The organism is Curtobacterium sp. SGAir0471 (assembly GCF_005490985.1).
GTDB lineage: Bacteria > Actinomycetota > Actinomycetes > Actinomycetales > Microbacteriaceae > Curtobacterium.
In genome coordinates, this window is record NZ_CP027869.1 from 2,163,653 (window position 1) to 2,186,767 (window position 23,115).

Annotated in this window: 19 protein-coding genes and 2 tRNA genes; 7 read left to right on the plus strand and 14 right to left on the minus strand. The window is 74.3% G+C overall.

Features of this window, described 5'->3' with window-relative positions; genetic code table 11:
- Positions 1 to 126: 126 nt before the first annotated feature.
- The 7 genes from C1N91_RS10005 to C1N91_RS10035 form a co-directional block, all read right to left on the minus strand.
- Complete coding sequence (locus tag C1N91_RS10005; protein ID WP_137767591.1) at positions 127 to 732, minus strand: histidine phosphatase family protein; 606 nt, start codon at positions 730 to 732, stop codon at positions 127 to 129.
- On the minus strand, positions 729 to 1,118 hold the full coding sequence (gene crcB, locus C1N91_RS10010) for a fluoride efflux transporter CrcB (protein WP_137767592.1): 390 nt from the start codon (positions 1,116 to 1,118) through the stop codon (positions 729 to 731). The genes C1N91_RS10005 and crcB overlap by 4 nt, the downstream gene beginning before the upstream one ends.
- Positions 1,115 to 1,573 carry a fluoride efflux transporter FluC gene (locus C1N91_RS10015; RefSeq protein WP_137767593.1) on the minus strand — a complete coding sequence of 153 codons (459 nt, stop codon included), beginning with the start codon at positions 1,571 to 1,573 and terminating at the stop codon, positions 1,115 to 1,117. Before C1N91_RS10015 ends, crcB begins: the two co-directional genes overlap by 4 nt.
- A 5-nt stretch (positions 1,574 to 1,578) precedes the next feature.
- Complete coding sequence (locus tag C1N91_RS10020; RefSeq protein WP_137767594.1) at positions 1,579 to 1,986, minus strand: RidA family protein; 408 nt, start codon at positions 1,984 to 1,986, stop codon at positions 1,579 to 1,581.
- Between the two features lie 84 nt (positions 1,987 to 2,070).
- The gene (locus tag C1N91_RS10025) at positions 2,071 to 4,422 is read right to left on the minus strand and encodes a GNAT family N-acetyltransferase (protein WP_254678218.1); all 2,352 of its coding nucleotides are present in this window, start codon (positions 4,420 to 4,422) and stop codon (positions 2,071 to 2,073) included.
- Positions 4,419 to 5,903, minus strand: coding sequence for a lysine N(6)-hydroxylase/L-ornithine N(5)-oxygenase family protein (locus tag C1N91_RS10030; RefSeq protein ID WP_137767595.1), 1,485 nt, complete (start codon positions 5,901 to 5,903; stop codon positions 4,419 to 4,421). Before C1N91_RS10030 ends, C1N91_RS10025 begins: the two co-directional genes overlap by 4 nt.
- A complete protein-coding gene (locus tag C1N91_RS10035; RefSeq protein ID WP_254678219.1) occupies positions 5,900 to 7,393 on the minus strand; it encodes a pyridoxal phosphate-dependent decarboxylase family protein in 1,494 nt (497 codons plus the stop codon). The genes C1N91_RS10030 and C1N91_RS10035 overlap by 4 nt, the downstream gene beginning before the upstream one ends.
- A gap of 103 nt (positions 7,394 to 7,496) precedes the next feature.
- On the opposite strand from C1N91_RS10035, the gene C1N91_RS10040 reads away from it, so the two are divergent.
- On the plus strand, positions 7,497 to 8,618 hold the full coding sequence (locus tag C1N91_RS10040) for an NAD(P)-binding domain-containing protein (RefSeq protein ID WP_137767596.1): 1,122 nt from the start codon (positions 7,497 to 7,499) through the stop codon (positions 8,616 to 8,618).
- A gap of 68 nt (positions 8,619 to 8,686) precedes the next feature.
- Here the strand turns inward: C1N91_RS10040 and C1N91_RS10045 are convergent, their stop codons facing one another.
- Positions 8,687 to 9,892 (minus strand): FAD-dependent monooxygenase, encoded by a 1,206-nt coding sequence (locus C1N91_RS10045; RefSeq protein ID WP_137767597.1) that lies wholly within the window; start codon positions 9,890 to 9,892, stop codon positions 8,687 to 8,689.
- Positions 9,893 to 9,977: 85 nt separating this feature from the next.
- Between C1N91_RS10045 and C1N91_RS10050 the strand changes: the two genes are divergently transcribed.
- Positions 9,978 to 10,487: a MarR family winged helix-turn-helix transcriptional regulator gene (locus C1N91_RS10050; protein ID WP_137767598.1), complete on the plus strand. Its 510-nt coding sequence runs from the start codon at positions 9,978 to 9,980 to the stop codon at positions 10,485 to 10,487.
- 113 nt (positions 10,488 to 10,600) lie between these two features.
- On the opposite strand, the gene C1N91_RS10055 is transcribed toward C1N91_RS10050, so the two are convergent.
- The 3 genes from C1N91_RS10055 to C1N91_RS10065 all read right to left on the minus strand — a co-directional run bounded on the left by C1N91_RS10055 (position 10,601) and on the right by C1N91_RS10065 (position 11,540).
- A tRNA-Glu gene (locus C1N91_RS10055) sits at positions 10,601 to 10,676 on the minus strand.
- Between the two features lie 57 nt (positions 10,677 to 10,733).
- Positions 10,734 to 10,809: transfer RNA gene (locus C1N91_RS10060), tRNA-Glu, on the minus strand.
- A gap of 98 nt (positions 10,810 to 10,907) precedes the next feature.
- Positions 10,908 to 11,540 carry an MBL fold metallo-hydrolase gene (locus C1N91_RS10065; RefSeq protein ID WP_137767599.1) on the minus strand — a complete coding sequence of 211 codons (633 nt, stop codon included), beginning with the start codon at positions 11,538 to 11,540 and terminating at the stop codon, positions 10,908 to 10,910.
- Between the two features lie 102 nt (positions 11,541 to 11,642).
- Between C1N91_RS10065 and C1N91_RS10070 the strand changes: the two genes are divergently transcribed.
- The 3 genes from C1N91_RS10070 to C1N91_RS10085 all read left to right on the plus strand — a co-directional run bounded on the left by C1N91_RS10070 (position 11,643) and on the right by C1N91_RS10085 (position 15,840).
- Positions 11,643 to 12,986 (plus strand): glycosyltransferase, encoded by a 1,344-nt coding sequence (locus tag C1N91_RS10070; RefSeq protein ID WP_137767600.1) that lies wholly within the window; start codon positions 11,643 to 11,645, stop codon positions 12,984 to 12,986.
- Between the two features lie 428 nt (positions 12,987 to 13,414).
- Positions 13,415 to 14,320, plus strand: coding sequence for a beta-1,6-N-acetylglucosaminyltransferase (locus C1N91_RS10080; RefSeq protein WP_137767602.1), 906 nt, complete (start codon positions 13,415 to 13,417; stop codon positions 14,318 to 14,320).
- Complete coding sequence (locus C1N91_RS10085) at positions 14,317 to 15,840, plus strand: lipopolysaccharide biosynthesis protein (protein WP_137767603.1); 1,524 nt, start codon at positions 14,317 to 14,319, stop codon at positions 15,838 to 15,840. Before C1N91_RS10080 ends, C1N91_RS10085 begins: the two co-directional genes overlap by 4 nt.
- Before the next feature lie 192 nt (positions 15,841 to 16,032).
- Here the strand turns inward: C1N91_RS10085 and C1N91_RS10090 are convergent, their stop codons facing one another.
- The 3 genes from C1N91_RS10090 to C1N91_RS10100 all read right to left on the minus strand — a co-directional run bounded on the left by C1N91_RS10090 (position 16,033) and on the right by C1N91_RS10100 (position 19,709).
- Positions 16,033 to 16,998, minus strand: a complete 966-nt coding sequence (locus C1N91_RS10090; RefSeq protein ID WP_137767604.1) for a glycosyltransferase family 2 protein — start codon at positions 16,996 to 16,998, stop codon at positions 16,033 to 16,035.
- Positions 16,995 to 17,816 carry a glycosyltransferase family 2 protein gene (locus tag C1N91_RS10095; RefSeq protein WP_137767605.1) on the minus strand — a complete coding sequence of 274 codons (822 nt, stop codon included), beginning with the start codon at positions 17,814 to 17,816 and terminating at the stop codon, positions 16,995 to 16,997. Before C1N91_RS10095 ends, C1N91_RS10090 begins: the two co-directional genes overlap by 4 nt.
- Before the next feature lie 489 nt (positions 17,817 to 18,305).
- Complete coding sequence (locus C1N91_RS10100; RefSeq protein ID WP_217496423.1) at positions 18,306 to 19,709, minus strand: glycosyltransferase; 1,404 nt, start codon at positions 19,707 to 19,709, stop codon at positions 18,306 to 18,308.
- 229 nt (positions 19,710 to 19,938) lie between these two features.
- Here C1N91_RS10100 and C1N91_RS10105 point away from each other — a divergent pair, with 229 nt between their 5' ends.
- Together C1N91_RS10105 and C1N91_RS10110 are read left to right on the plus strand one after the other, a co-directional pair.
- Positions 19,939 to 22,152 carry a hypothetical protein gene (locus C1N91_RS10105; RefSeq protein WP_137767606.1) on the plus strand — a complete coding sequence of 738 codons (2,214 nt, stop codon included), beginning with the start codon at positions 19,939 to 19,941 and terminating at the stop codon, positions 22,150 to 22,152.
- Complete coding sequence (locus tag C1N91_RS10110; protein ID WP_137767607.1) at positions 22,142 to 23,020, plus strand: glycoside hydrolase family 16 protein; 879 nt, start codon at positions 22,142 to 22,144, stop codon at positions 23,018 to 23,020. The genes C1N91_RS10105 and C1N91_RS10110 overlap by 11 nt, the downstream gene beginning before the upstream one ends.
- Positions 23,021 to 23,115 lie beyond the last annotated feature (95 nt).

Sequence of the window (23,115 nt, forward strand, 5' to 3'; positions counted from 1 at the left end):
GCACCGCGCCTCCCGTCCGCCCGTCCGCTCGTCCGACGCCGCGCGCCTCTGCGGAACCTGGTTCCGGACTCAGAACCGGGGAGCAGCGCGGTGCTGTGTCCGGAACCTGGTTCCGCACTCGGGACGTCAGTCGCGCGGGGTGACGTTCCAGCAGTCGATCACCGGGCGGCCGTGCTCGTAGCCGAGCGAGCTGACGGTCGCGGTGCCGAGCTTCAGCACGGCACCGTCCTGCGGCGCCAGGCGGATCCACGCGGCGCCGAGGGCGCGGAGCACGTGGCCGTGCGCGACCACGATCGCGTCGTCGCCCTCGGCGAGCACCGGCCGGACGCGGTTCAGGACCCGCTCGACGCGGACGCGGACCTCGGCGGCGTTCTCCCCCGGGGTGTCACCCGCCGGGACCCCGTCGGTCCAGAGGTCCCACGGGCCGTGCCGCTTGACCTTGATCTGCGGCGTGGTGAGGCCCTCGTAGGCGCCGTAGTCCCACTCGTACAGGTCCTCGTCGAGCTCCGGGTCGACGCCGACGAGTTCGGCGGTGTCGCGGGCACGCTGCAGCGGGCTCGAGAGCGCGAGCGCGAACGTGCGGTCCGCGAGGTACCGGCCGGCGCGCTTCGCCTGCTCGATGCCGTTCTCGGTGAGCGGGATGTCGGTGCGGCCGGTGTGCTGACCGCTCTTCGACCACTCCGTCTCTCCGTGGCGGACGAGGACGAGTTCGCCGGGGCGTTCCGAGGTCATGTGTTCCTTCCGATGAGCAGGCCGAGCGCGGCTGCGCCGACCGAGACGACGAGCATCCCGAGGCCGTTCAGGACGGCGGTCCGGGTCTTGCCGGATCGGAGGAGCTGCACGGTCTCGACGCTCGCCGTCGAGAACGTCGTGTACCCGCCCATCATGCCCGTCCCGAGCACGGCGACCATCGGCAACGACAGCGCACCGGACTCGCCCGCGCCGGTGAGGAGCCCGAGGACGAGCGACCCGGAGACGTTGATGACGAGCGTGCCGACCGGGAAGCCACCGAGCGGGCCGCGGCCGACCCGGGCCTTGACCGCGCCGTCGAGCCAGAAGCGCAGCGCGGCGCCGACGCCGCCGCCGAGCGAGACCAGCAGCAGGTCGAGCGGGCTCACCGGGTGTCCCCCGTCCGCGGATCGCGGGCACCAAGGGAGCGCCGGGCCCCGGCGATCCACGCACCCGCTGCCGCGGCGACGAGCCCGAGCACGACCGAGAGCAGCGCGTACCCGGTGCCCGCGCCCCACCGTCCGACGTCGAGCAGCCGCGCGGTGTCGTCCGCGAGCGTCGAGTACGTCGTGAAGCCGCCGAGGACCCCCGTGCCGACGAACAGTCGGAGCGCGCGGCGCCGACCGGTGTCCGGACCCGCGTGCGCCAGCGACTCGAGGAGCAGCCCCAGGCAGAACGCCCCGACGACGTTGATGGCGAGGATCGTCCAGCTGATCCCGTCGACGGACGGCAGGGCAGCGGCGAGCGCCGCGCGAACGCCGGTGCCGATCGCCCCGCCGAGGGCGACCAGCCCGAGGAGCCGCCAGCGCAGGTGCGGGGGCGGGGTGGACGGAGTGTCGGTCACGGCGCTCAGTCCCGCACCGCGGCGACGCCCTCGACCTCGACGAGCTGGTCGTCGTAGCCGAGGACGGTCACGCCCATCAGGGTGCTGGGCACGTCGTGCTCCCCCATGGCCGCCCGGACGACCTCCCAGGCGGCGACGAGGTCCGCCTGGTCGGACGACGCCACGAGCACACGGGTGTGCATGAGGTCGTCGAGCCCGGCACCGGCGGCGGCGAGTGCCGCCTCGAGGTTGACCATGCACTGCGCGGCCTGCGCACGGTGGTCCCCGACGGCGACGGTCCGACCGTCCTCGTCGAGGGGACACGCCCCGGCGAGGAACACGAGCCGGGCGTCGGCGGGCGCGGTGGCGGCGTACGCGTACTCGGCGACGTCGCTGAGCCGGTCGGAGCGGATGAGCTGCACGGTACGGGTCACCCGGCCAGCCTGGCACGGCCGGGCCCGCGGGAGCGTGCTCGCCACCCGCGGGCCCCGTCCGTGGCCGCTCGGGTGAGCGGACCCTCAGCGTGCGATCGGGTTCGGCATCCGTCCGGCCCGGATGAGCGAGTCGCTCTGCGCCGACAGGTCGACCATCTGCAGGGTGTTCCGGAGCTGCAGCCGGTTGAGGCACGAGTGCTCGAAGTCCGGCGCCCGGAGGTCGATCGCTCGGGCCCGTCCCGCAGCCGCACCGTCCACGCACTCCCCGACGAGCCGCCAGAACGCGTGGCTCGGCAGGATCCCGTCGTCGTCGAGGATCGCCGCGAGGTACCGGAGCACGCCGTCGAACACGTCGGTGAAGACGCCGAGCGCTGCCTCGTCGTCGTCAACCGGGTGCATGATCCGCTCGATCCCGGCCGGCACGGGGACGTCCCCGACGACCGCGACCTCCTCCCCGATGTCCTTCATGAACACGCGGGACACCGCTCCGTCGCGCAGCACGAGGACGAGGTTCTCGCCGTGCGGCATGAACAGCAGCTGGTGCTCGGTCAGGCAGTGCACGACGGGACGGAGGTAGGCGTCGAGGTACCGCTCGACCCACGACACGGCGTCGAGCCCCGACTGCGCCACGAGCGCCGCCGCGACCGAGCGTCCCCGGGCGTCCCGGTGCAGCAGCGCCGCCATGGTCATCGGCCGCTCCCCCGCACGGAGTCGCGGCACCGGGCTCTCCCGCCAGAGCGCCGCGAGCATCTTCCGCTGCGGCGCGCCCTGCTGCGCCGGCACCGACCCGATCCGGTGCCAGACGTCCCCGGTGTACCCGATCGCGGCGTGCTCCCGGAGCACCCCGAACCCGGCGTCGGCGAGGACGGGGTCCGCCTCGACGAGCCCCGCGACCCAGTCGTTCACCGCGGGCGCGGTGCGCATGTACGCGGGCGACATGCCGCGCAGGAACCCCATGTTCTGCACGGCGAGCGCCGTCTTGACGTAGGACCGCTCCGGATGCGAGCGGTTGAACGCGGTGCGGATCGACTGCTGCGGCTGGTGGTCGTCCGGTCCCTCACCGAGGTCGACCAGGTCCTGCCGTCCGAGGTCCGGCGCGAAGGTCACCGCGATCCGGTGCTGCCACTGCCACGGGTGCACCGGGAACCACGTGTACTCGGTGGGGTCGAGGCTGCGCCGCTCGAGCACCTCGTGGAAGCGCGCCAGGGTCGACGCGTCGAGTTCGGCGTCCCAGTGCTGTGCCTCGGTGCGGTCTGCGGCGAGCGCCAGGTGCGTGTGCTCCCGACGGGCGGCGAGCCAGCGGTACCGGAAGCGCCCGCCGCACTCGGGGGCGTACGCGCGGTACTCGTCGAGCCCGAACCCGATCCGGCCGTTCGCCGCGACGAACGCGGGGTGCCCCTCGGTCATCGCCGCCTCGGCGTCCTGGAACCCCGCGACGACGTCGCCGTCGGTCCGGCCTCGGGCGAGCTGCGCGGCCGAGGGTCCCCCGCGTCGGTGCTTGACCGCGGCGCTCGCGAGCGTCGAGGCGATCTCCTCGAGGTACGTGCCGAGCAGGGCGTCCGGGATCCCGAGCCGCTCGTGCAGCGCGAGCACGAGGTCCTGCGCGTCGAGCGGCACCGGGACGCCCCTGCGGGTGCGGGTGAGCGAGGTCTCGTCGACCACCCAGTGCTCGAGCGTGTGCACCCGCGCGGTGAACCGGTAGGTCGAGTCGCCCGTGTCGAGCACCCAGTGGTCCCCGTCGGGCCGTGGGGCGATCAACCGCTCGTGGGTGAACTCGGCGATGGCCTTCGCGACGAGGTGCCGCTCGGCGGGCTCGAGGTGCTCCGGCCGCAGGTGCGCCGCGGGACCGTCGTCGTCCGGCACTCCGATCCGCGCGGTGTCGAGGACCGAGAACAGCGCCCGCTTGCCGTCGACGTCGGCCTCGCGCAGCACCCTGAACCCGACCTCGGCGTTCTTCCGCTGCACCGCCGTGTTCCGCACGTCCGGTTCGACGACGACCCGCCGTGCACCGAGGGCGTCGCGGCAGTGCTCGACGACGGCCCGCATCACGGCGCTGGTGAGCCCGTGCACGCGGCCGCCGGCTGACGATCCGGCCGCCGGCGGCGGGGCGACGAGCAGGTGCATGCCGACGTCGCCCTGTTCGGCGTCCCAGACGTCGGTGAGCAGCACGACCGCGGGGTCGTACGTCTCCGCGTACGCGATCGGCTCGCCGCGCCGGCGGAGCAGCCAGCCCGACTGCCCGGGGTCGTCCTGCACGGAGCGCAGGTACGACCGGACGGCGTCGACGTCGTGGTCGGGCATCCCCCACCACGAGGACGCCGGGTGCGCGAGCCAGGACTGCACGACGGCGGCGTCACGGTCCGGGTCGACGGGGTGGACGGACGGGAGGCCCGTGGTCGGGCCCGCCGGTGCGGCGGCCGTCACCGGGGCGCTCACGACGAGACCCCGACGGTCGCGGTCCGGCGTCCGCCCCGGTCGGTGCCCCCGGGTGCGGCGACCGCCGCGGCGCTCGCCGCAGCGTCCGCGTCGGTGCCGGCCGCAGGATCCGGAGCCGGCCGTCCACCGGGCAGGCCGAACTCCTGGAAGGCGATCCGCTCCTCCAGGCCGTACACGGCGCGCCCCGTGACGGACCGGATGATCGACGCGTTCCGCCACGCGCCCATCCCGAGGTCCGGAGCGGTCAGGCCGTGCGTGTGCTCCTCGGCGTTCTGCACCCAGATCCGGCCGCCGATCGTGTCCACGTGCAGGTCCCGCGCGACGGCGAAGCGGCCGCGGTCGTCGCGCGCCACGAGGTGCTCGACCGGCGCGAGGAAGTCCGGGGTCCGCGGGCGGTACCCGGTCGCGAGGACGAGCCGGGCGACCTCGTGGGTCGCCTCGGTGCCGAGCTGCGCGTGCCGGAGCGTCAGTCGGAAGCGGTCCCGGTCGGGCAGCCACTCGGCGGCGACGACGCTCGTGTCGGTCCGGAGCGTCGTCGGCACCGACCCCCGGGCGCTGATGCGGTAGAGGGTGTCGTAGACCTCGTCGACCAGGTCGGCGCTGATCCCCTTGTACAGCCCCCGCTGCTCGCGGCCGAGGCGGTCGCGGACGTCCGTCGGCAGCGCGTGGAAGTGGTCGGTGTACTCCGGGCTCGTCATCTCGAGCGTGAGCTTGGTGTCCTCCATCGGGAAGAACCGCGGCGAGCGGGTGATCCAGTCGAGGCGGTACCCGCCGTCGCGGATGCCCTCGAGCAGGTCGCGGTAGACCTCGGCGGCGGACTGCCCACTGCCGATGACGGCGATCGAGTCGGCACGCCGGAGCGCGTCGCGTGCCGACAGGTAGCCGGCGGAGTGCACGACCGGTCCGTCGAGGTCCCGGAGCGCGTCGGGGACGGCCGGTTCGGTGCCGATGCCGAGCACGACGTGCCGGGCGACGTACCGCTCGGGTCCGTCCGGGGTCTCCGCGTGGACGGTGAACAGGTCGGTGTCCTCGTCGTGCTCGACGGCGACGACGCGGCGGCCCCAGCGCAGCGTGTCGAGCCGGTCGGCGGCCCACCGGCAGTACGCGTCGTACTCGGTGCGCAGGGGGTGGAAGTCCTCGCGGATGTAGAACTGGTACAGCCGACCGGTCTCCTTCAGCCAGGCGAGGAACGAGAACGGCGACGTCGGGTCCGCCATGCTCACGAGGTCGGCGAGGAACGGCACCTGGATGGTGGCGTCGTCGAGCATCATGCCGTGGTGCCAGGCGAAGCCGTCGGCCTGGTCGAGGAACACCGCGTCGAGGTCGTCGAGCGGGTCGGTCAGGCAGGCGAGCCCGAGGTTGAACGGGCCGGTGCCGATGCCGACGAGGTCGTGGACGCGGTCCGCCACGGCGCCCGTGCCGGCGACGCTCGCACTGGTGGTGCCGGTGGTGCTGGTGCTGGTGGTGCTGGTGCTGGTCATCGGGTCGCTCCCGTCGTGGTGTCGGCGTGGCCCTGGACGCCGTCGCCGTGCAGACGCGCCGCGGTGCGGACCACGTGGTCGAGCGACGCGACGACCTGCTCCGTGCTCGTGGTGGGGTTCAGCAGGGTGAGCTTGTTGCAAGGACGGCCGTCGATCACCGTCTTCGCGACGAGCACCCGTCCCTCGGCGAGCAGCGCGGCCCGGAGCGGTGCGACGAGCGCGTCGGCCGCGGCGTCGGTCACGCCGTCCGGCTGCCAGCGGAACAGCACCGTGCTCAGCTGCGTCGTCGCGACGAGCACCAGGTCGGGGTGCGCCGCGACGTACTCGTGCACGCGCTCGGTGACGTCGAGCACCGTGTCGAAGGCCCGTCCGATCGCCTCGGCACCGCTCGCCCGGAGCGTCGCCCAGAGCTTCAGGGCGTCGAACCGCCGGGTGGTCTGCAGGGACTTGTCGACCTGGTTCGGCTCGTCCGCGTCCTCGGGGTTGAGGTAGTCCGCGTGCCACGACGCCCGGCGCAGGTCCTCGGGGTCGCGGACGAGGATGGCGCTCGACGACACCGGCTGGAAGAACGACTTGTGGAAGTCCGCCGTGACGCTCCGCGCACGCTCGATGCCCGCGAGCAGGTGTCGGCGGGTCGGGGAGACGAGGAGCCCGCAGCCGTACGCGGCGTCCACGTGCAGCCAGACGTCCTCCAGGTCGCACACGTCGGCGATCGGCACGAGGGGGTCGATGCAGCCCCGGTCGGTCGTGCCCGCGGTCGCGACCACGGCCATCGGGGTCCGGCCCCCGTGTCGGGTGTCGGCGATCGCGTGGGCGAGGGCGTCCGGTTGCATCCGGCCGGCGGCGTCGGCCGCGACGTCGACGACGGCACGCTCGGGCAGGCCGAGCAGCATCGCCGACTTCCGGACGGAGAAATGGCTCGACGCGGCGGCGAACACGACGAGGTCGTCGAGCGCCGGAGCACGGCGGGCGGACCCACGTCGTGCGGTCGTCACGGCCTGACGTGCCAGCAGGAGTGCGTGCAGGTTCGACTGCGTCCCGCCCGAGGTGAAGACGCCGTCCCCGGCCGCGAACCCGATCGTCCCGGTGGCCCAGGTCACCACCCGGCGTTCGATCTCGGTGCCGATGCGGGACTGGTCCCACGTGTCGACCGAGGGGTTCACGGCCGCGAGGACCGCCTCGGCGGCGACCGCGGGCACCGCGACCGGGCAGTTGAGGTGGGCGAGGGAGCCGGGGTCGTGGAACCAGACGGCCTCGGCGGCGAAGAGTTCGTCGACCTCGTCGACGGCGGCCTCCGCCGAGCCGAGGGGTCGCGCGAGGTCGATCGCCGCGACCCGGTCGCGCAGGACCGACGCGGGTGTGTCGGTGGTCGGCGCCTCGACCGCGGCGAGCCGGTCGGCGGTGCGGTCGACCGCCCCGCCGACGACGCTCCGGTACCGTCCGGCGGTGTCGGACGTCAGGATCTCGAGCAGTGGTGTTTCGCTGTTCACGTTAGGTGAGGCTAACCTAACCGCCGGTTGAAGCGGTGCCGCGAACGGGGGAAGACCGATCGTTCCACCCCGACCGCGTCCCCCGCGCCGGTACGCTCGCCGGGTGGACGTCGACACCGCGGGGCGGGGCGCGACCGTCGCCGTCGTCGGCGCCGGTCAGGCCGGCCTGTCCGCCGCCCACCACCTGCGCCGTCGGGGCTTCCGGGTCCTGCAGGGCACCGAGCCCGAGGGTGCGGTCGGCGGACGCTCCGTGGTCGTCCTCGACGCGAACGCACGGCCGGGAGGCGCGTGGCAGCACCGGTGGGCATCGCTGCGGATGGCGACGGTGAACGGCATCCACGACCTGCCGGGCATGCCGCTCCCACCCGTCGACCCCGCCGAAGCGGCCCGCTCCGCGGTCCCCCGCTACTTCGCCGCGTACGAGGCACACGAGGACCTCCCGGTGCTGCGCCCGGTCCGGGTCGGGTCGGTCGCCCCCGTCGACGACCGAGCCGACGGACCGCTCACGGTGACGACCGACCACGGCTCGTGGCGTGTGCGTGCGATCGTCAACGCGACCGGGACGTGGAACACGCCGGTCGTGCCCGACGTGCCCGGTGCCGCGACCTTCCTCGGCGAGCAACTCCACAGCCGCGAGTACGTCGACGCCGAGCACTTCCGCGGGCGACGCGTGGCCGTCGTCGGCGGCGGCATCTCCGCCGTGCAGCTCCTCGACGAGATCAGCCTCGTCACCTCGACCGTCTGGTACACCCGCCGCGAGCCGGTCTTCCTGCCGGGTGACTTCGTCCACGAGGTCGACGGGGTCGACGTCGAGCGCCGGGTCGCCGACGACGTCCGGGCCGGACGGCCGCCCGCGAGCATCGTGTCCTACACGGGCCTGATCTGGACCGACGCCCTCCGTGCCGCCGCCCGACGCGGTGTGCTCGCGCGACGGCCGATGTTCACGCGGATCCGTCCGCACGGCGTCGTCGAGGCCGACGGCTCCGACACCTCGGTCGACGTCCTGCTCTGGGCCACCGGCTACCGCGCGGACCTCGACCACCTGCAGTCGATGCACCTGCGCGGTCCGCTCGGCGGCGTCCCGATGGCCGGCACCCGGGTGGCCGACGAGCCGCGCGTGCACCTCATCGGGTACGGCCCGTCGCAGTCGACCGTCGGAGCGAACCGGGCGGGACGGGCCGCAGCCCGCGAGCTGGACCGGTGGCTCGACGAGCACCCCGGCTGACCACGCACTCCCGACCACTTACCACTGACCACTGACCACTGACCACCGCGCCGCCCCGATCGGCAGCCTCAGGCAGCCGGAACGGGCGGCAGCTCGCGATCGGTCTCCGCGACACGGGTGGCCTTCGCCGCGAGGCCCTGCAGCGGCCCCTCGAGCAGCACCTTGTCGGCGACGTGGCGGAGCGCGAGGCCGAGCCGCGTACGGGGGTAGGCGAACCGGACGATCCCGCGCGGGATGCCCTGCACGTCGTCGACGAGCGGTCGCATCCAGTCGTCGAACGCCGCGAGCGCCCGGTCGAGCGCGTCGCGGCCCGAGGACCGACCGGCCACCGACGCCGCGAGGACGTACCCGCTCGTCAACGCGAGCGACGCGCCGCCCCCGCCCATCGGCGTGACGCACCACGCCGCGTCCCCGACGACCGCGACCCGGCCCCGGCGCCAGACGGGCATCCGGACCTGGGTGAGCCGGTCGACGTAGACGTCGTCCGACGTCGCGAAGCCGTCGAGCACGCGACGGGACTCCCACCCGGCGTCCGCGAAGCGTTCCTCGAGCCGCTCCTGCACCCGCTCGCGATCGGCGCCGGTCGCCCCGTCGTCGTCACCGGCCCAGGCCAGGATCGCGCGGGTGGTGTCGTACGGGTCCGGGCGGAGGTGCACCTGTCGTCCACCGACCGCGTTGTACCAGCGCCACCGGCGGTCGTCGGAGTTCGTCCGCGGGATCGTGCCGAACGCCATCGTGACCCCCAGGTCCCGTTCGTCGACGTCGCCAGGGTGGTCGAACACGAGCGCCCGGGTGGTCGAGCGGACCCCCTCGGCGACCACGAGCAGGTCAGCCCGGAGGACCCGGCCGCGGTCGGTCGTGACGGTGACACGGTCGGGGACGGTGTCGTCGACGTCGGTGATCCGCTCCCCGAACACGAGGGTCACGCCGTCGGGCAGCGTGTCGAGGACCGTCCGCGCCAGGTCGCCGCGGAGCACCTCGAGCTCGGCGGTCGCACCGTCCGGGCCCTCCGGCAGCGTCGCGGTGACGCGTCCGTCGGTGTCGACCAGGACCGTGCCGGTCTCGGTGGTGTTCGCGGCACGGACGGCCTCCGTCAGTCCCATGCGCTCGAGCACCTGCTTTGCGACACCGCGGACGTCGACGTTCTGGCCGCCGTCGCGGAAGGCCGGCGCGCGTTCGACGACGGTGACCTGCCAACCGGTGTGCCGCAGCCACCAGGCGGCGGACAGACCTGCGATGCTCGCTCCCGAGATCACTGCGTGTGGTGCGGACATGTCCTGCTCCTCGTGTGCGACGGCCGGCGACCCGTACGCCTGCTTGTGCTTTACAGTGAAGTGACTTGACTGTGGAGGAACCTGGATGCCGGACGTCGACCCGCTCGAGACCGCGTGGACCGAGGACGAGATCGCCGTGATGCACCGACTCCGCGACTGGGCGGTGGCGTTCGACGAACTGAACCGGCACCTCGGCACGTGGGTGGGCCTGTCCCCCACCGACGCGAACGCCCTCGGGCAGGTGCTGTGGGCGGAACGGGCGGGGACGACGCTGTCCCCCGCGCAGCTCGCGCGGCAGATCGGCATGACGTCCGGGGCGACGTCGGTGCTCGTCGACCGACTGGAGACCGCGGGTCACGTCACGCGGCACCGGGAGAGCACCGACCGCCGCCGTGTGACCCTCCGGACGACCGAGACCGCTCGTGTGGCGAACGAGGCGTTCCTCGGGTTCGCCGGACGCGAGGTCGCCGGTGCCCTGCGTGCGTCCGATGCCGACGAGGTCCGTTCGGCACTGGCGTTCCTCGACCGGATGACGACCGCGGCGACCGCCGCCAACGCCCGGCTCTCGGGACACGAGCGCGATGGGCGGGCCTGACGCGACCGAACGCCGGGCGGCGCGGACACCCCCGGACGACAGCGACCCCGGACCGCGCAGCCCGGAACGACGGAACCCCCTCCGAGCCGGAGCTCGGAGGGGGTTCTGCGGTGTGGTGACCCCAGCGGGATTCGAACCCGCGTTACCGCCGTGAGAGGGCGACGTACTAGGCCGCTATACGATGGGGCCGCACGCCCCGCTCGGGAGCGGGACGCACTCGTTGTCGGACTCGGTGGTAGCCACCTGTGGTGACCCCAGCGGGATTCGAACCCGCGTTACCGCCGTGAGAGGGCGACGTACTAGGCCGCTATACGATGGGGCCGTTCCGACAACCCGATAAGTATGGCACAACGCGCGCACGCTGCCAAAACGAGGCGTGTCGCCCGGGTGTGCCGCGCCTCCGGGCCGACGCTGCGGGGCTCAGATCGTGAGCGACTCACCGGGCCGGAGCACGACGAGTTCCCCGTCCCCGAGCGCCTCGCGCTGGCGGTCCGTGTGCATCGCGAAGCCGATCTCGGACAGCGTCGCCTCGTGCACCGGGAAGGCCCGCTGCGGGCGGACGGCGGCGATCCAGTCCATCATCTCCTCGACCTTGAGCCACGGCGCCCCGACCGGGGCCGCGAGGACCTCGACCGGGACGCCGGGCACCGTGTACGCGTCGCCGGGGTGGAAGAGCCGACCGTCCACCAGGACGCCGGTGTTGTCGACGACGGGCACCGAGGAGTGGATGCGCTGGTGCCGGGCGCCGTGGAAGTCGAGCGTGAAGGGGCCGGGCGCGCGGTGGTCGCCGTCACCGACCACCTCGACCGCGATGCCCGCGTCGGCCAGTGCCGCGCGCACCCCCGACGGCCCGAGGACCACCGCGTCCGGGTTCCGGTCGAGGATCCCGCGCAGCTGCTCCGGGGTCCCGTGGTCCGGGTGCTCGTGCGTGACGACGACGGCCACGACACCGTCGACGTCGACCGACCGGGTGAAGCCGCCGGGGTCGATCACGAGGCGCGCCCCGTCCTTCGTGACGACCTGGCACGCGTGTTCGAGCTTCGTGACCTCCATGCCGGTGACCCTACGCGCGCGGCTGCGGGGTTCCGCACGGCTCCCGCCACCGTTCAGCCCCACCGTTGTCCGGCGCGTGGCGCTGCCCGTAGCGTCCGGGTCATGGCCACCCCCACCGCCGTCGCCCTGCCCGGTCCCCGGCGTGTCGTGCACGTCGACCTGGATGCCGCGCTGCCGGCACTCGTCGCCGACGCGACCGGTGCGGACGCGCTCGTCGTCGGGCACCGTGACGGCGTCCCGGTCTGCACGTCCGCGGTGGCGCTGACGGACGACGCGTCGGACGCCGCGAGGGTGCTGACCGCGCTCGCTGCCGCGTCGTCGGCATCCGCCTCGCCCCCGGCACCCGTCGACGACCACGACCTGCCGTCCGTGTCCGTGGTGGTGTCCACGGTCGTCGACCGGGTGGACGACCTCGGCCGACTGCTCGACGTCCTGGAGCACCTGGACTACCCGGAGCACGAGGTCCTGGTGGTCGACAACCGCGTGCGGGTCCCCGCCGACGACCCGCTGCCGGCCCTGCTCGCGGGGCGGGCGGTCCGGCTCGTCGAGGAACGGCGACCGGGACTGTCCGCCGGCCGGAACGCCGGGATCGCGGCGGCCCGCGGCGAGGTCGTGGCGTTCACCGACGACGACGTCCGGGTCGACCCGCGCTGGCTCCGGGCCCTCGGCGAGCGCTTCGTCCGCGAGCCCGGCCTCGACGCGGTCAGCGGCGTGATCCTGCCGGCCGAGCTCCAGACGCCCGCACAGGTCTGGTACGAGGCGTACTACGGAGGGTTCAGCGGCGAGCGCTCCTTCGAGCCGGTGACGATCGTGCCCGAGGACGTGCCCGGCCCCATGCGGTTCGCCCGTGTCACGGCGGTGCGCCCGGACGGCACCGTCCGTCGGCGGTTCCCGGTGTACGGCATCGGTGCGTACGGGGCCGGCGCGAACATGGCGTTCCGCCGGACGCTGCTCGAGGCGGTCGGCGGCTTCGACCCGACGCTCGGCGCCGGGTCCCCCGCTCGCGGCGGCGAGGACCTGGCGATGTTCGTCGAGACCCTCTGGCGCGGCGGACGCGTCGGCTTCGAACCCCGCGCGGTCGTGCACCACCGGCACCGCCGCACGATCGCCGAGCTGCACGCACAGCTGCACGGCAACGGGGTCGGCTTCACGGCCCTGCTCTGCGCGCTGGTCGCCAGGGACCGACGGCACCTCGCCGTCCTCGCGCGGCTCGTGCCGCTCGCGGCGACGGCGAAGGCCCGGGGTGCGATCGATGCCGTGTTCCGCGGGCGGGGTGCCGATGACCGGGCGGCCACGGTCCCGACGCTGCCGGCGGCGCCGAGCACGCCGGTGCCGCGGTCGCTGGCGCTGCACGAGCTCCGGGGCTTCCCGGCCGGCCCGTCGGCGTGGTTCCGGAGTCGACGACGCTGGCGCGACGTCGAGGCGGGTCGCTCGCTGGCCGGATGACCTCGGGCGTCTGCGCGTGCGCGCCCGTAGGATCGGTCACGTCCCGACGGCAGCGCGTCGGGTGCGAGGAGGACGCATGCTGCTGGGCACCGACACCACGCGCCGTGGCGTCCGTCCGACCGCACACACGGCGGCAGCGCCCTCCGTGACCACCGTGTCGCTGCTGCCCGTCGTCGCGTCGAGCGCGACCGACACCGCCACGTGTGCCTGCGGCCACGGGCAGGAGGCACACGAGCACTACCGTCCCGGCTCGGACTGCGCGCTCTGCGACTGTCCGCGGTTCCGCCGCAGGCGCTGACGGAGCGGGACCGAGGGAGCGGCACCGGGGCGGCAGCACCGTGGGGGCCCGTGCGGGAAACCGCCGCATCCCCGCAGGCGCCCCGAGGGTTCCTTGTCCGGCCTTCCGGGCCGGAGTTAGCGTCGCTGGCATGCCCACCCCCACCGCGGCACTCGCCTGCGTCGTGCTCGCACACGAGGACCCGGCGCAGGTCCGCCGACTCGTCGCGGCGCTCGACCCCTTCCCCGTCTTCCTGCACTGCGACGACCGCACCCCGGACCGCGAGCACGCCGCGATGACCAAGGGGCTGCCGTCCCGCGTCCGACTGCTCGATCGACTCCGCACCGGGTGGGCGCGGTGGGAGAACGTCGAAGCGGAGCTCGCCGGCTACCGGGCGGCCCTGGCCGAGACGGACGCGAGCCACATCGCGGTCCTGACCGGCAGCGACTACCCGCTCGCGACCACCGACGAGATCGATGCCGTGCTCGCGGCGCACCCCGGACGCTCGTTCCTCGTGACGCACCCGCTGCCGCACGCTGACTGGCGGGGCGGGGGCTGGTCGCGGTTCCGCTACCGGCACTGGGCCTGGCGCAAGCACATGCTCCGGCTGCCGGTGCCGCGACGGCTGCCACGGGACGTCGTCCTGACCGGCGGCTCGCAGGTGAAGGTGATCAGTCGGGAGCACGCTCGCGCCGTCCTCGACGTCGTCGACCGCCGTCCGGACCTCGTACGCTTCTGGCGCCGTGCCTGGATCGCGGACGAGTCCTTCGTCCCGTCCGTCCTCGGCTCCCCCGCGCTGGTGCCGGGCTTCGCCGAGGAGCACCTCGAGCACTCGCTCTGGTGGATCGGGTGGGACGGCACGCGGATGAAGAGCCCGCCGTGGCTCGGCACCCCGGACGCCGGGCGGCTGCTCGAGCACTGGACCGCCCCGGACGCGCGACCGCCGCTCCTGTTCGCCCGGAAGTTCTCCACGAGCCGCAGCGCCGACCTGCTCGACCTCGTCGACGCGGCGGTCGGCCTGCGTGGCCAACGACCGGTCGGGTCCACCACCCCGTGAGCGCCTCGTCCGACGCCCGGAGCGTGACGCGGACGACGGCACGGCGCCCGGGACGGCACGTCGCCGCCGCGCGCGACGCCGACACCGACACGAGCACCGACACCGGCAGCACCGCCGTCCGCAGGGGCGCCTCGACGCTCTTCGGCCGCGGCTTGCTCTACGTCGTCGTCTGGTCGATGCAGCTCGTCGTCAGCTCCCTCGTCTCCCCCGTCCTCGCGCACCTGCTCGCGCCCGCCGAGTTCGGCGTGCTCGCCTCCGCGATCGCGCTCTACCAGGCCCTCAGCGTGCTCGCGGTCGCCGGCCTCGACCAGGCGGCCGTGCTGCAGCGCGCCGAGGACGGCGACGACCGGAGGGCCCGTGGTCTCGTCTCGGTCGGTGCGGTCCTCGCGACCCTGGTCACGCTCGCCGCGCTCGGGTCGATCCCGGCGTGGGGCGACGCTGCCGGCTTCGTCGGAGCGCACCCGCTGCTGCTGGTCGCCGTGCTCTGGACCCTGCCGGCCGCGGTCGTGCAGACGTCACTGGCACTGCTCGTGGCGCAGGACCGGATCCGTGTCTTCGCCGTGACGAGCCTGCTGTCCTCGGTCGGCGGGTCGGTCATCGGCCTCGGCCTGCTCCTCCTCGTGCACGCCGACGCGACGACCTACGCCTGGGGCGGCGTCGTGGCGCAGGGCGTCGCGATGGTCATCGGCGTCGTCGCCGTCCGTCCGAGGATCCGCGGGCTGGTCGACCGTGCGACCACGGCCCGGGCGTTCCGGCTCGGCGTGCCGATCGCGCTGGGCAACCTGTCGTACTTCGTCCTGAACGCCGGGGACCGCATCGTCGTGCAGCGTCTCCTCGGCCCCGACGAGGTGGCCCGCTACCAGATCGCCTACGTCGTCGGCTCGGCCGTCGTCCTGCTGCTGACCTTCACGAACAGCGCCTGGGCACCGCACTTCGCCGCGCTCCGCGACGCCGCAGAGCGCCGTCGCCTCGCGATGCACGCCCGTGACGAGCTCTACCTGCTCCTCGCACCGGTGCTCCTCGCCGTCACGCTCGTGTCGCCGGTCGCCCTCCCCGTGCTCGCACCCGCGTCGTACCGCGTCGACGAGCTCTCCGTCGTGGTGTTCGTCGTCGCCCTGACCGCCTTCCCGGTGGTCGCGAGCGGCGCCACCGGCCGGTTGCTCGTCGTCGAGCGCCGGGGCGTCGCCGTCGGCGTGATCGCGGCCACCGCCGCCGTGGTGAACATCGGCGCGAACCTGCTGCTCGTCCCACCGCTCGGCATCACCGGGGCCGCGGTCTCGACGGTGCTCTCCTACGCGCTGCTCGCGGTGCTCCAGCAGGCCGCACTGCCGGACCGGCGCGACTGGCGGGGTCCTTCCCGCCGGGTCCCCCTCGTCGTGGTGCCCGCCGTGCTCCTGGCCGCGGCGTCCCTGCTCGCGCCGCAGGACACCGTCTGGGACGTCTTCCGCGTCGTCGGGGTGCTCGCCTGCCTGCCGTGGTTCCTCCAGCGGCTCCGGGCGGCACGCGGCGGCTCGCGCTGAGCAGCGACCGCGCACCCGCAACAAGCGACCGCTCACCCACACCACGCGACCGCCCGCCCACACCACGCGACCGCTCACCCCCACCACGGGACCACCCGCCCCGCGGCGCGACCACCCGCCCCGCGGCGCGCGGAACGGCCCCGGCACCCTCTCGGGTACCGGGGCCGATCCGCAGGTCCGGTCGTACAGCGGTCAGACCGCGACACGCTCCCGGGCCGGAGCCGGTGCAGCCGTCCGGACCACGACGGTCCCGAGCGTCCGCCCCACCGCGTACCCGGTGACCGTCGCCGCGACGCTCGTCACGATCGCCAGCGCACGCGTGCCACCACCGCGGCCGAGGGCACCGAGCTCGCGCAGCAGCGCCCCGGGGAGCACCCGGGTCAGGTACGTGCCCTCGCTCGACAGCGAGTCCCGCGCGCCGACCCGCCGGCTCAGCACGGCCTTCGAGATGCCCTCGTAGTAACTGCGACGCCGGACGTAGCGCATCGACACCCGGTCGGGCGACACCCGGTGCGACACGGTCGAGCGCGGTTCGTAGCGGATGCGGGACTCCGGGCGCATCTGCGCGATCCGGATGCAGAGCTCCGTCTCCTCGCAGCCGAGCGGCTGGTTGCCGACCCGGCCGATGCCGGACCGGAAGCCGCCCGCGGCGAGCAGCACGTCCCGTCGGAAGGCCATGCTCGAGCCGATCACGTTCCGGACGTCGCCGGCCTCGGTCGGCAGCCCGGTGTAGCTGCAGCCGACGATCCAGAGCAGCTCGTCGGGGAACGGTCCCGCGCCGGTGGTGTCCGGCCACGACGGGATCGCCCGACCGCCGACGCCGACGACGTCCGGCAGCTCGAGCGCCTCCACGAGGTGCATCAACCAGTCCGGGTCGGCGGCTGCATCGTCGTCCAGGAACGCGACGACGTCGGACTCGGCGAGCGCCACGCCGGTGTTCCGCGCGCCGGACAGCCCGCGGTCCTCGGTGTTCGGGACGACTCGCAGTCCGGGCCACCGCGCTGCGGCGCGGAGCAGCAGCTCCGGCTCGTGGTCGATCACGACGACGACCTCGGTCGCCTCGGGCTGCCGCTTCGCGGACTCGACGGCGGCCTGCAGGTCGCCCCAGCGCTGCTGCGTGTACGCGCAGATGACGACCGCGACCGTGGGGAGCGTCACGCCGCTTCCTCGTCGAGCAGGGCCACCGGGCCGGAGCCGACACGACCGGCGACGGGCGCGAGCCGGGCGCGGTCCGCGACCTCGCGGGCGCGCCGCCGCTCGTGCACGATCGACGTGAGCACGCGGATGCCGTCGCTCACGGCGTTGAGGTTGCTCACGCCGTGCACGCGGAGCTTCTCGTGGCTCGGCACTTCGGTGATCGCGAACCCGGCGGCGGACCAGCGGCACGTCAGGATCGTCTCGATCTCGAACCCGTCACCCCAGCGCATCGAGCCGTCCGCGGGCTGCGGCAGTGTCGAGGGCAGCAGGCCCACCGTCGGGAGCGTGTCCGCCCAGAACGCGTTGTAGCCGTAGCAGAGGTCCGTGTACGCGGCGCCGAGCAGCAGGTTGGAGATCAGGTTGAGTCCCTTGTTGCCGAGGCTCCGGACGACGGTGATGTCGTCACTGCCGCCGCCGGGCGCGTAGCGGGACCCCTTGGCGATGTCGGCGCCGGCGACGAGGGCGTCGACGAACCGCGGGATCTCTGCGGCGTCCGCGGAGCAGTCGGCGTCGAACATCACGACGACGTCGCCGGTGACCGCCTCGAAGCCGCACGCGAGGGCGTTGCCTTTGCCCTTCCGGGTCTGCTGCACGACCCGGATCGACGGCAGCACGCGTCGCGCGGTGGCGACGGTGTCGTCGACGGAGTTCCCGTCGACGAGGATCACCTCGTGCACGGGCGGCAGCATCGGCAGGACGATCTCGAGGTTGCGCGCCTCGTTCCGCGCGGGGATGACGACCGAGACGCGGGGTTCTCGCGGGCGGGCGGTGGTGCTCATGGTGCTCCTGTCGGGTTCAGGCTGCGGTGTGGTCCCGCGGGTCCGGCGCTGGGTGGGCGCCGGCGGGACGATCGGGGTGGGGATGAGGCGCTCCGCGGGCGGGGCCAGGGCTGCCTCGCCGTGGGGACGGGGGGTACGCCGTCCTCGGGCGATCCAACCTTCGTCCTGCGCCGGGGCGCCGGTCAACGGAGCACGGGGTGCGTTGCGGGGCACCCACGCCCCGTACGGGTTCCCGCAAGCGTGCGCGGGCCCGCAGCGGGACCGCGGACGGCCGGGAGGCGCGCGGGACGAGCGCCGTACCGGGCCCTGCGTCCGGTGCGCGGCCGGGCCGCAGCGTCCGGTCAGGACGCACACGACGCCTCCCGTCCGGTGCGCGGCCGGGCCGCAGCGTCCGGTCCGGACGCACACGACGCCTCCCGTCCGGTGCGCGGCCGGGCCGCAGCGTCCGGGTCGGGAGTGGCCCGTGCGTCCCGTCGTGCGCCGCTCGGGTCAGGACGGTCGGCGGCGGGCGGCCGTGCGGGCACGGACGGTCCACCGGGACCGCGCGTACCGGCCGACACCGCGCAGCACGGCGCGGAGTTCGACGCCGCGGACGGCGGCCACCTCGCGGTCGAACGCAGCGTCACCCGCGGCGGGGACGGCGACCGGTCGGGCGGCGCCACCGGCCCCGACCACCGCCGGCGCGGCGGGCCCCACGAGCAGGTGCCGGAGCGCTCCGGGTGCTCGCACGAGCGCCATCCCGAGCGTGCGCGGTCGCAGCGCGGTCTTCGTGAGCCAGGCCCCGAGCCCGGTACCGTAGCCGACCGCCTGGGTGCGGAGGGCCGCGACGTCGGCGCGGTGCCGGTGCCAGACGAGTGCGGAGGGTTCCACCACGAGCGCGGCCCCGGAGAGCACGACACGGGCGAAGAGGTCGATGTCTTCGCCGCCACCGGTCACGGTGCCGACGCCGAGCGCCTCGTCGAAGCCACCGAGTGCCAGCAGTGCGTCACGGCGGACCGCGAAGCTCGCGCCGGTGCCGTAGTCGCCGACCGAGAACGGGAAGAGCGGCCGGTCCGCCGGCGGTGACGCGAGCCGGAACACCCGCGGCGTCAGGTTCCGCGACCAGGTCACCCGTTCGTCGAACCAGCGCTGCGCCGGTGTACGGAGCTCGCCGCTGGCGACGAGTCCGCTGACGCACACGACGTCCTCGCCGCGGGCGAAGCCGGACGCGACGGCGCGGAGCCACCTGGGGTCGACCACGACGTCGTCGTCGGTGAACGCGACCACCTCGCCTCGGGCGGCCCGGACACCGGCGTTGCGGGCGCTCGACAGCCCGGGCGTGGGCTCGAGCACGTAGCGGACGCGGGGGTCGGTGCCCGGCGCGGTGACGAGCCGGCGCGTCGCGTCGTCGGACGGGGCATTGTCGACCACGACGACCTCGAGGTCGGGGTGGTCGAGCGCGAGCACGGACCGCAGTGCGTCGGCGAGCTGGTCCGCGCGGTCGCGGGTGCACAGCACCACGGTCGTGCTCGGCAGCCGGACGGGGACGGGCGGGTGCTCGGCGGGAGGCAGCCCGGCGACGGCGTCCCGCAAGCCACCCGCGTCGACGGCGCCGTCGGTGACGGGCAGGTCGACGAAGCCGCGCGGCGACGTGCCGTCCCGGACGAGGAGACGCGCTGTCCGGTACCCGTCCGCGGCCACGAGCCGGACGGTGCCCTCGTCGGTGGTGGCTCCGTCGGTGGCAGCTCTGTCGGTGGTAGCTCCGTCGGTGGCAGCTCCGTCGGTGGCGGGGACCTCCCGCACGTCGACCGCCCCCACCCACACGGCCCCGTCCCACGTCGGCGGCTCGGGGCTGGTCATCGGCCGCTCGAGCACGAGGCGGGACGACGGCGGTCGCGGCGGCGTGGAGGTCATTCCACCACCGTCACCGGCCACGCGGACGGCCGTCAACGCGGGCGCCGGGAGCGTGCGGTTCCCCTCGCCCGGAGGGGCGTGCCGTGCGCGATGCCGCAATGCCGCAGGGCACCCGCACAACCCCGTCGGACCCCTCGTCGGCCCTCGTCGGTGCTCGTTACCGTGCCTGGACAGCCGGTACCCGACCGAAGGAACACCCGATGCCCCGCACGACCCCGGTGGTCGCTCCGTGACCGCGACGACGACCACCCGTGTGGTGCTCCGGCAGGCCGGGCGGGTGCACCGCTCCCCCGTGCCGACGCTCGCCGCCGCCGTGCTCGCGTTCGCGGCGACGGCCGTCCTGCTCACCGGGACGAGCGGTGCCGTGCAGTCCGCCGTGGTCCTGACGGCGCTCCTCGTCGTCCCCGGGACCGCCGTGGTCCGCCCGCTCGGGCTGACCGAGCCGATCGGCCGGGCGGCGCTCGTCGTCGTGACCAGCGCGGCCGTCGACACCGTCGTGGCCCTCGCGATGGTCTGGACCGGGCACTGGACACCGATCCCGGCTGCCGGGCTCGTCCTCGTCGTGAGCGGCTGGGCGACGCTCGCGCACGGCATCGTCGCCGCCCGGTCGACCGACCGGGTGTCGCTGCGGCGCACCGTGGGGGCCGCCTTGGCAGCCCGCCGCGAGGGCACGGTGGTCCGACTCGCCGTCGGCGGTGGCGTCCTCGTCACGGGGGTCGCGCTCTGGGCCGTCGGCACCGCGCAGACCACCACGGGCGTGCTCGGCGAGTGGGGGCTGCTCACCGTCGTCACGCCGACGTGGTGGATCGGTGCCGGTGCGGTGCTCGCGGTGACCGTCGTCGCCCTGGTCGACCGCCGCTTCCCCGCCGCACTCCGCGTCGCCGCTGCCGCGGTGCTCGTCGTGGTCGTCTACGGCACGGCGAACCTGACCGCCGCCGAGCCCCGTCCGCCGTGGGTCTTCAAGCACGTCGCGGTGACGGCGTACATCCAGCAGCACGGCGCCGTCGACCCGGCGATCGACATCTACAACCGCTGGCCGGGCTTCTTCGCCGTGAGCGCCTTCCTCGGCTCGGCGACGTCCACCGCCGACGCCCTGGCACCGGTGCGCTTCGTCGAGGTCGCGTTCGCCCTGGTCGACGCCGCGCTGGTCCTCGGCATCGCCAGGGCCCTGGGGCTCCGGGGACGCTGGGCTGTCACCGCCGCCGTGGTCTTCAGCGCCGCGAACTGGGTGGGGCAGGACTACTACTCCCCGCAGGCGTTCGCGTTCGCGCTGTTCCTCGCCGTCGTCCTCGTCGTCCTGACCGTGCTGCGACGCTCCCCGAACGCACTCGGGCGCGGGATGGTCGGTGTGGCGTCCCGGCTGCTCCGGGCACGGCGCGACCCGATCGCGCCGACCGCGACGGTCGGAGGCGCGGCCGCGACCCACTGGGGCCGTGCCGCCACCGTCACCGCCGTCGTCCTGGTCGTGCTGCTGCAGGCCGTCATCTCGGCCTCCCACCAGCTGACGCCCTACGTGCTCGTCGCCGCGTTCGTCCCGCTCGTCGTCGTCGGGGTGGTCCGGCCTTGGTGGACCGCGGTCCCCGTCGTCGCCGCGCCGCTGCTCTACCTCCTGCCGAACCTCGACTACGTGCAGGAGAAGTTCGGACTCGTCACCGGCTTCGACCCGCTCAGCAACGCGACGGCGGCGACGACCTCGATCGCGATCCCGTCGCTCGCGACCACTCTGCAGAGCCGCGGTGTGCTCGCCCTCACCGCCCTGGTCGCGGTCGTCGCGCTGGTCGGCACCGTGCGGATGGTCCGTGCCGGACACGGCGAGCGGGCGCTGCTCGTACTGTGGCTCGCCGCGAGCCCCGCGGTGCTCGTGCTCGGACAGAGCTACGGCGGCGAGGGACGGCTCCGCATCGTGCTGTTCTCGGCGCCCTTCCTGGCGATCGCCGCCGTCCACGCCGTGCACGGGCGACGCGTCCGGCTCGTCTCCACGGCCGCCCTGGTCGTGGTCACGACGCTGCTGTTCGTGACGACCACGTTCCAGGCGGAGCAGTCGAACCGCACGCCTGCCGGCGAGGTCGCGGCGGCCCGCTGGCTCGACGCACGCTTCACGGGCGACGACACCCTGACCACGGTCGGAAGCTTCCCCGCGATCGTCGGTGCCGACTACCCGGCCTACCTGCAGCGCTGGGGCCAGGTGCAGTCGCTCGAGGACCTGACCGAGTGGTACCCGCGCGGCATCTCTCCGGCCGACCTCGACGAGTCGCTCGCGGACCGTGCCCACGGCGGCGACGCGTGGCTCGTGTTCTCGGACACCGAGCGCGCCGAGGTCGTCGAGCGCGGCACCGCGACGGGTCCGGAGGTCGACGCGCTCGAGCGCGCAGCCGCCCAGCGGGGGACGCTGCGCTACGACCGCGACGGTGTCCGGGTCTACGAGGTCGCGCGTGGGGCCTGAGCCCGGACCGCTCTCGTCGGGCCCCTCGCGGCGCGCCGTCCTGCGTCGAGGAGCCGTCGTCGCCGGACTCGTCGGCGCCGCCGTGCTCACCGGTACCGTCGCCGTCGTCCTGCCGACGTCGATCCGCAGGGCCGACCGGGCCGCAGCCGCGGAGATGCCCTCGGGGGACGTCGAGTCCGACGGCGTCCGCTGGGTGCCGTACCTGGCACAGGACTTCGACCGCGACGCCGCACGCGGCGAACTGCTCGACGTGTACCCGGAGATGGCCGAGTACCGCGGCTTCCGCGACACCTCCGGCAAGGGCGTCTACCAGCCGGACGAGGTCGTCTCGGTGCACGACTCCGTCCTCGATCTCCACCTGCGTTCCGAGGGCGGCCAGCCCCTCGTGGCGGCCGTCCTCCCCGCGGGGTACCGGTCGTACACGCACCAGCGCGTCTCGATCCGGTACCGGGCGGACGACGCTCCCGGGTACAAGTTCGTGATGATCCTGTGGCCGCTGTCGGGCCGGTGGGACGACGGCGAGATCGACTGGCCGGAGGGCGACCTCGGCGGCGACGTCCGTCCGGTGTCGGCCGTGCCGGGCAGCTACGACGCGTCGACCCGGACGATGCGGTTCCTGCCGGACGACGCCCCGACCGTGCCCGGCGGGCAGGAGGACTGGCACGTCGCCACGGTCGAATGGACCGCCGGGGCGGTGCGCTTCTGGTGGGACGGAGCGCTCGTGGCCACGACGACGGGCGCGGTGCCGACGGTCCCGATGCGCGTGACGCTGCAGGCCGAGACAGCGCTCGACGACGCACACGTCCCGCCGGACTCGGACGGGCACGTGCTCGTCGACTGGGTCGTGGCGTACCACCCGGCAGGCTGACCACGTATCTCGGGTTCCGGCGCAGGTCGGGCGTGTCCCGCCTCGTTGCCGGTCCCAGGACCACTGGGAGGCCGTCGTCCGGCCGTGGAACGGGA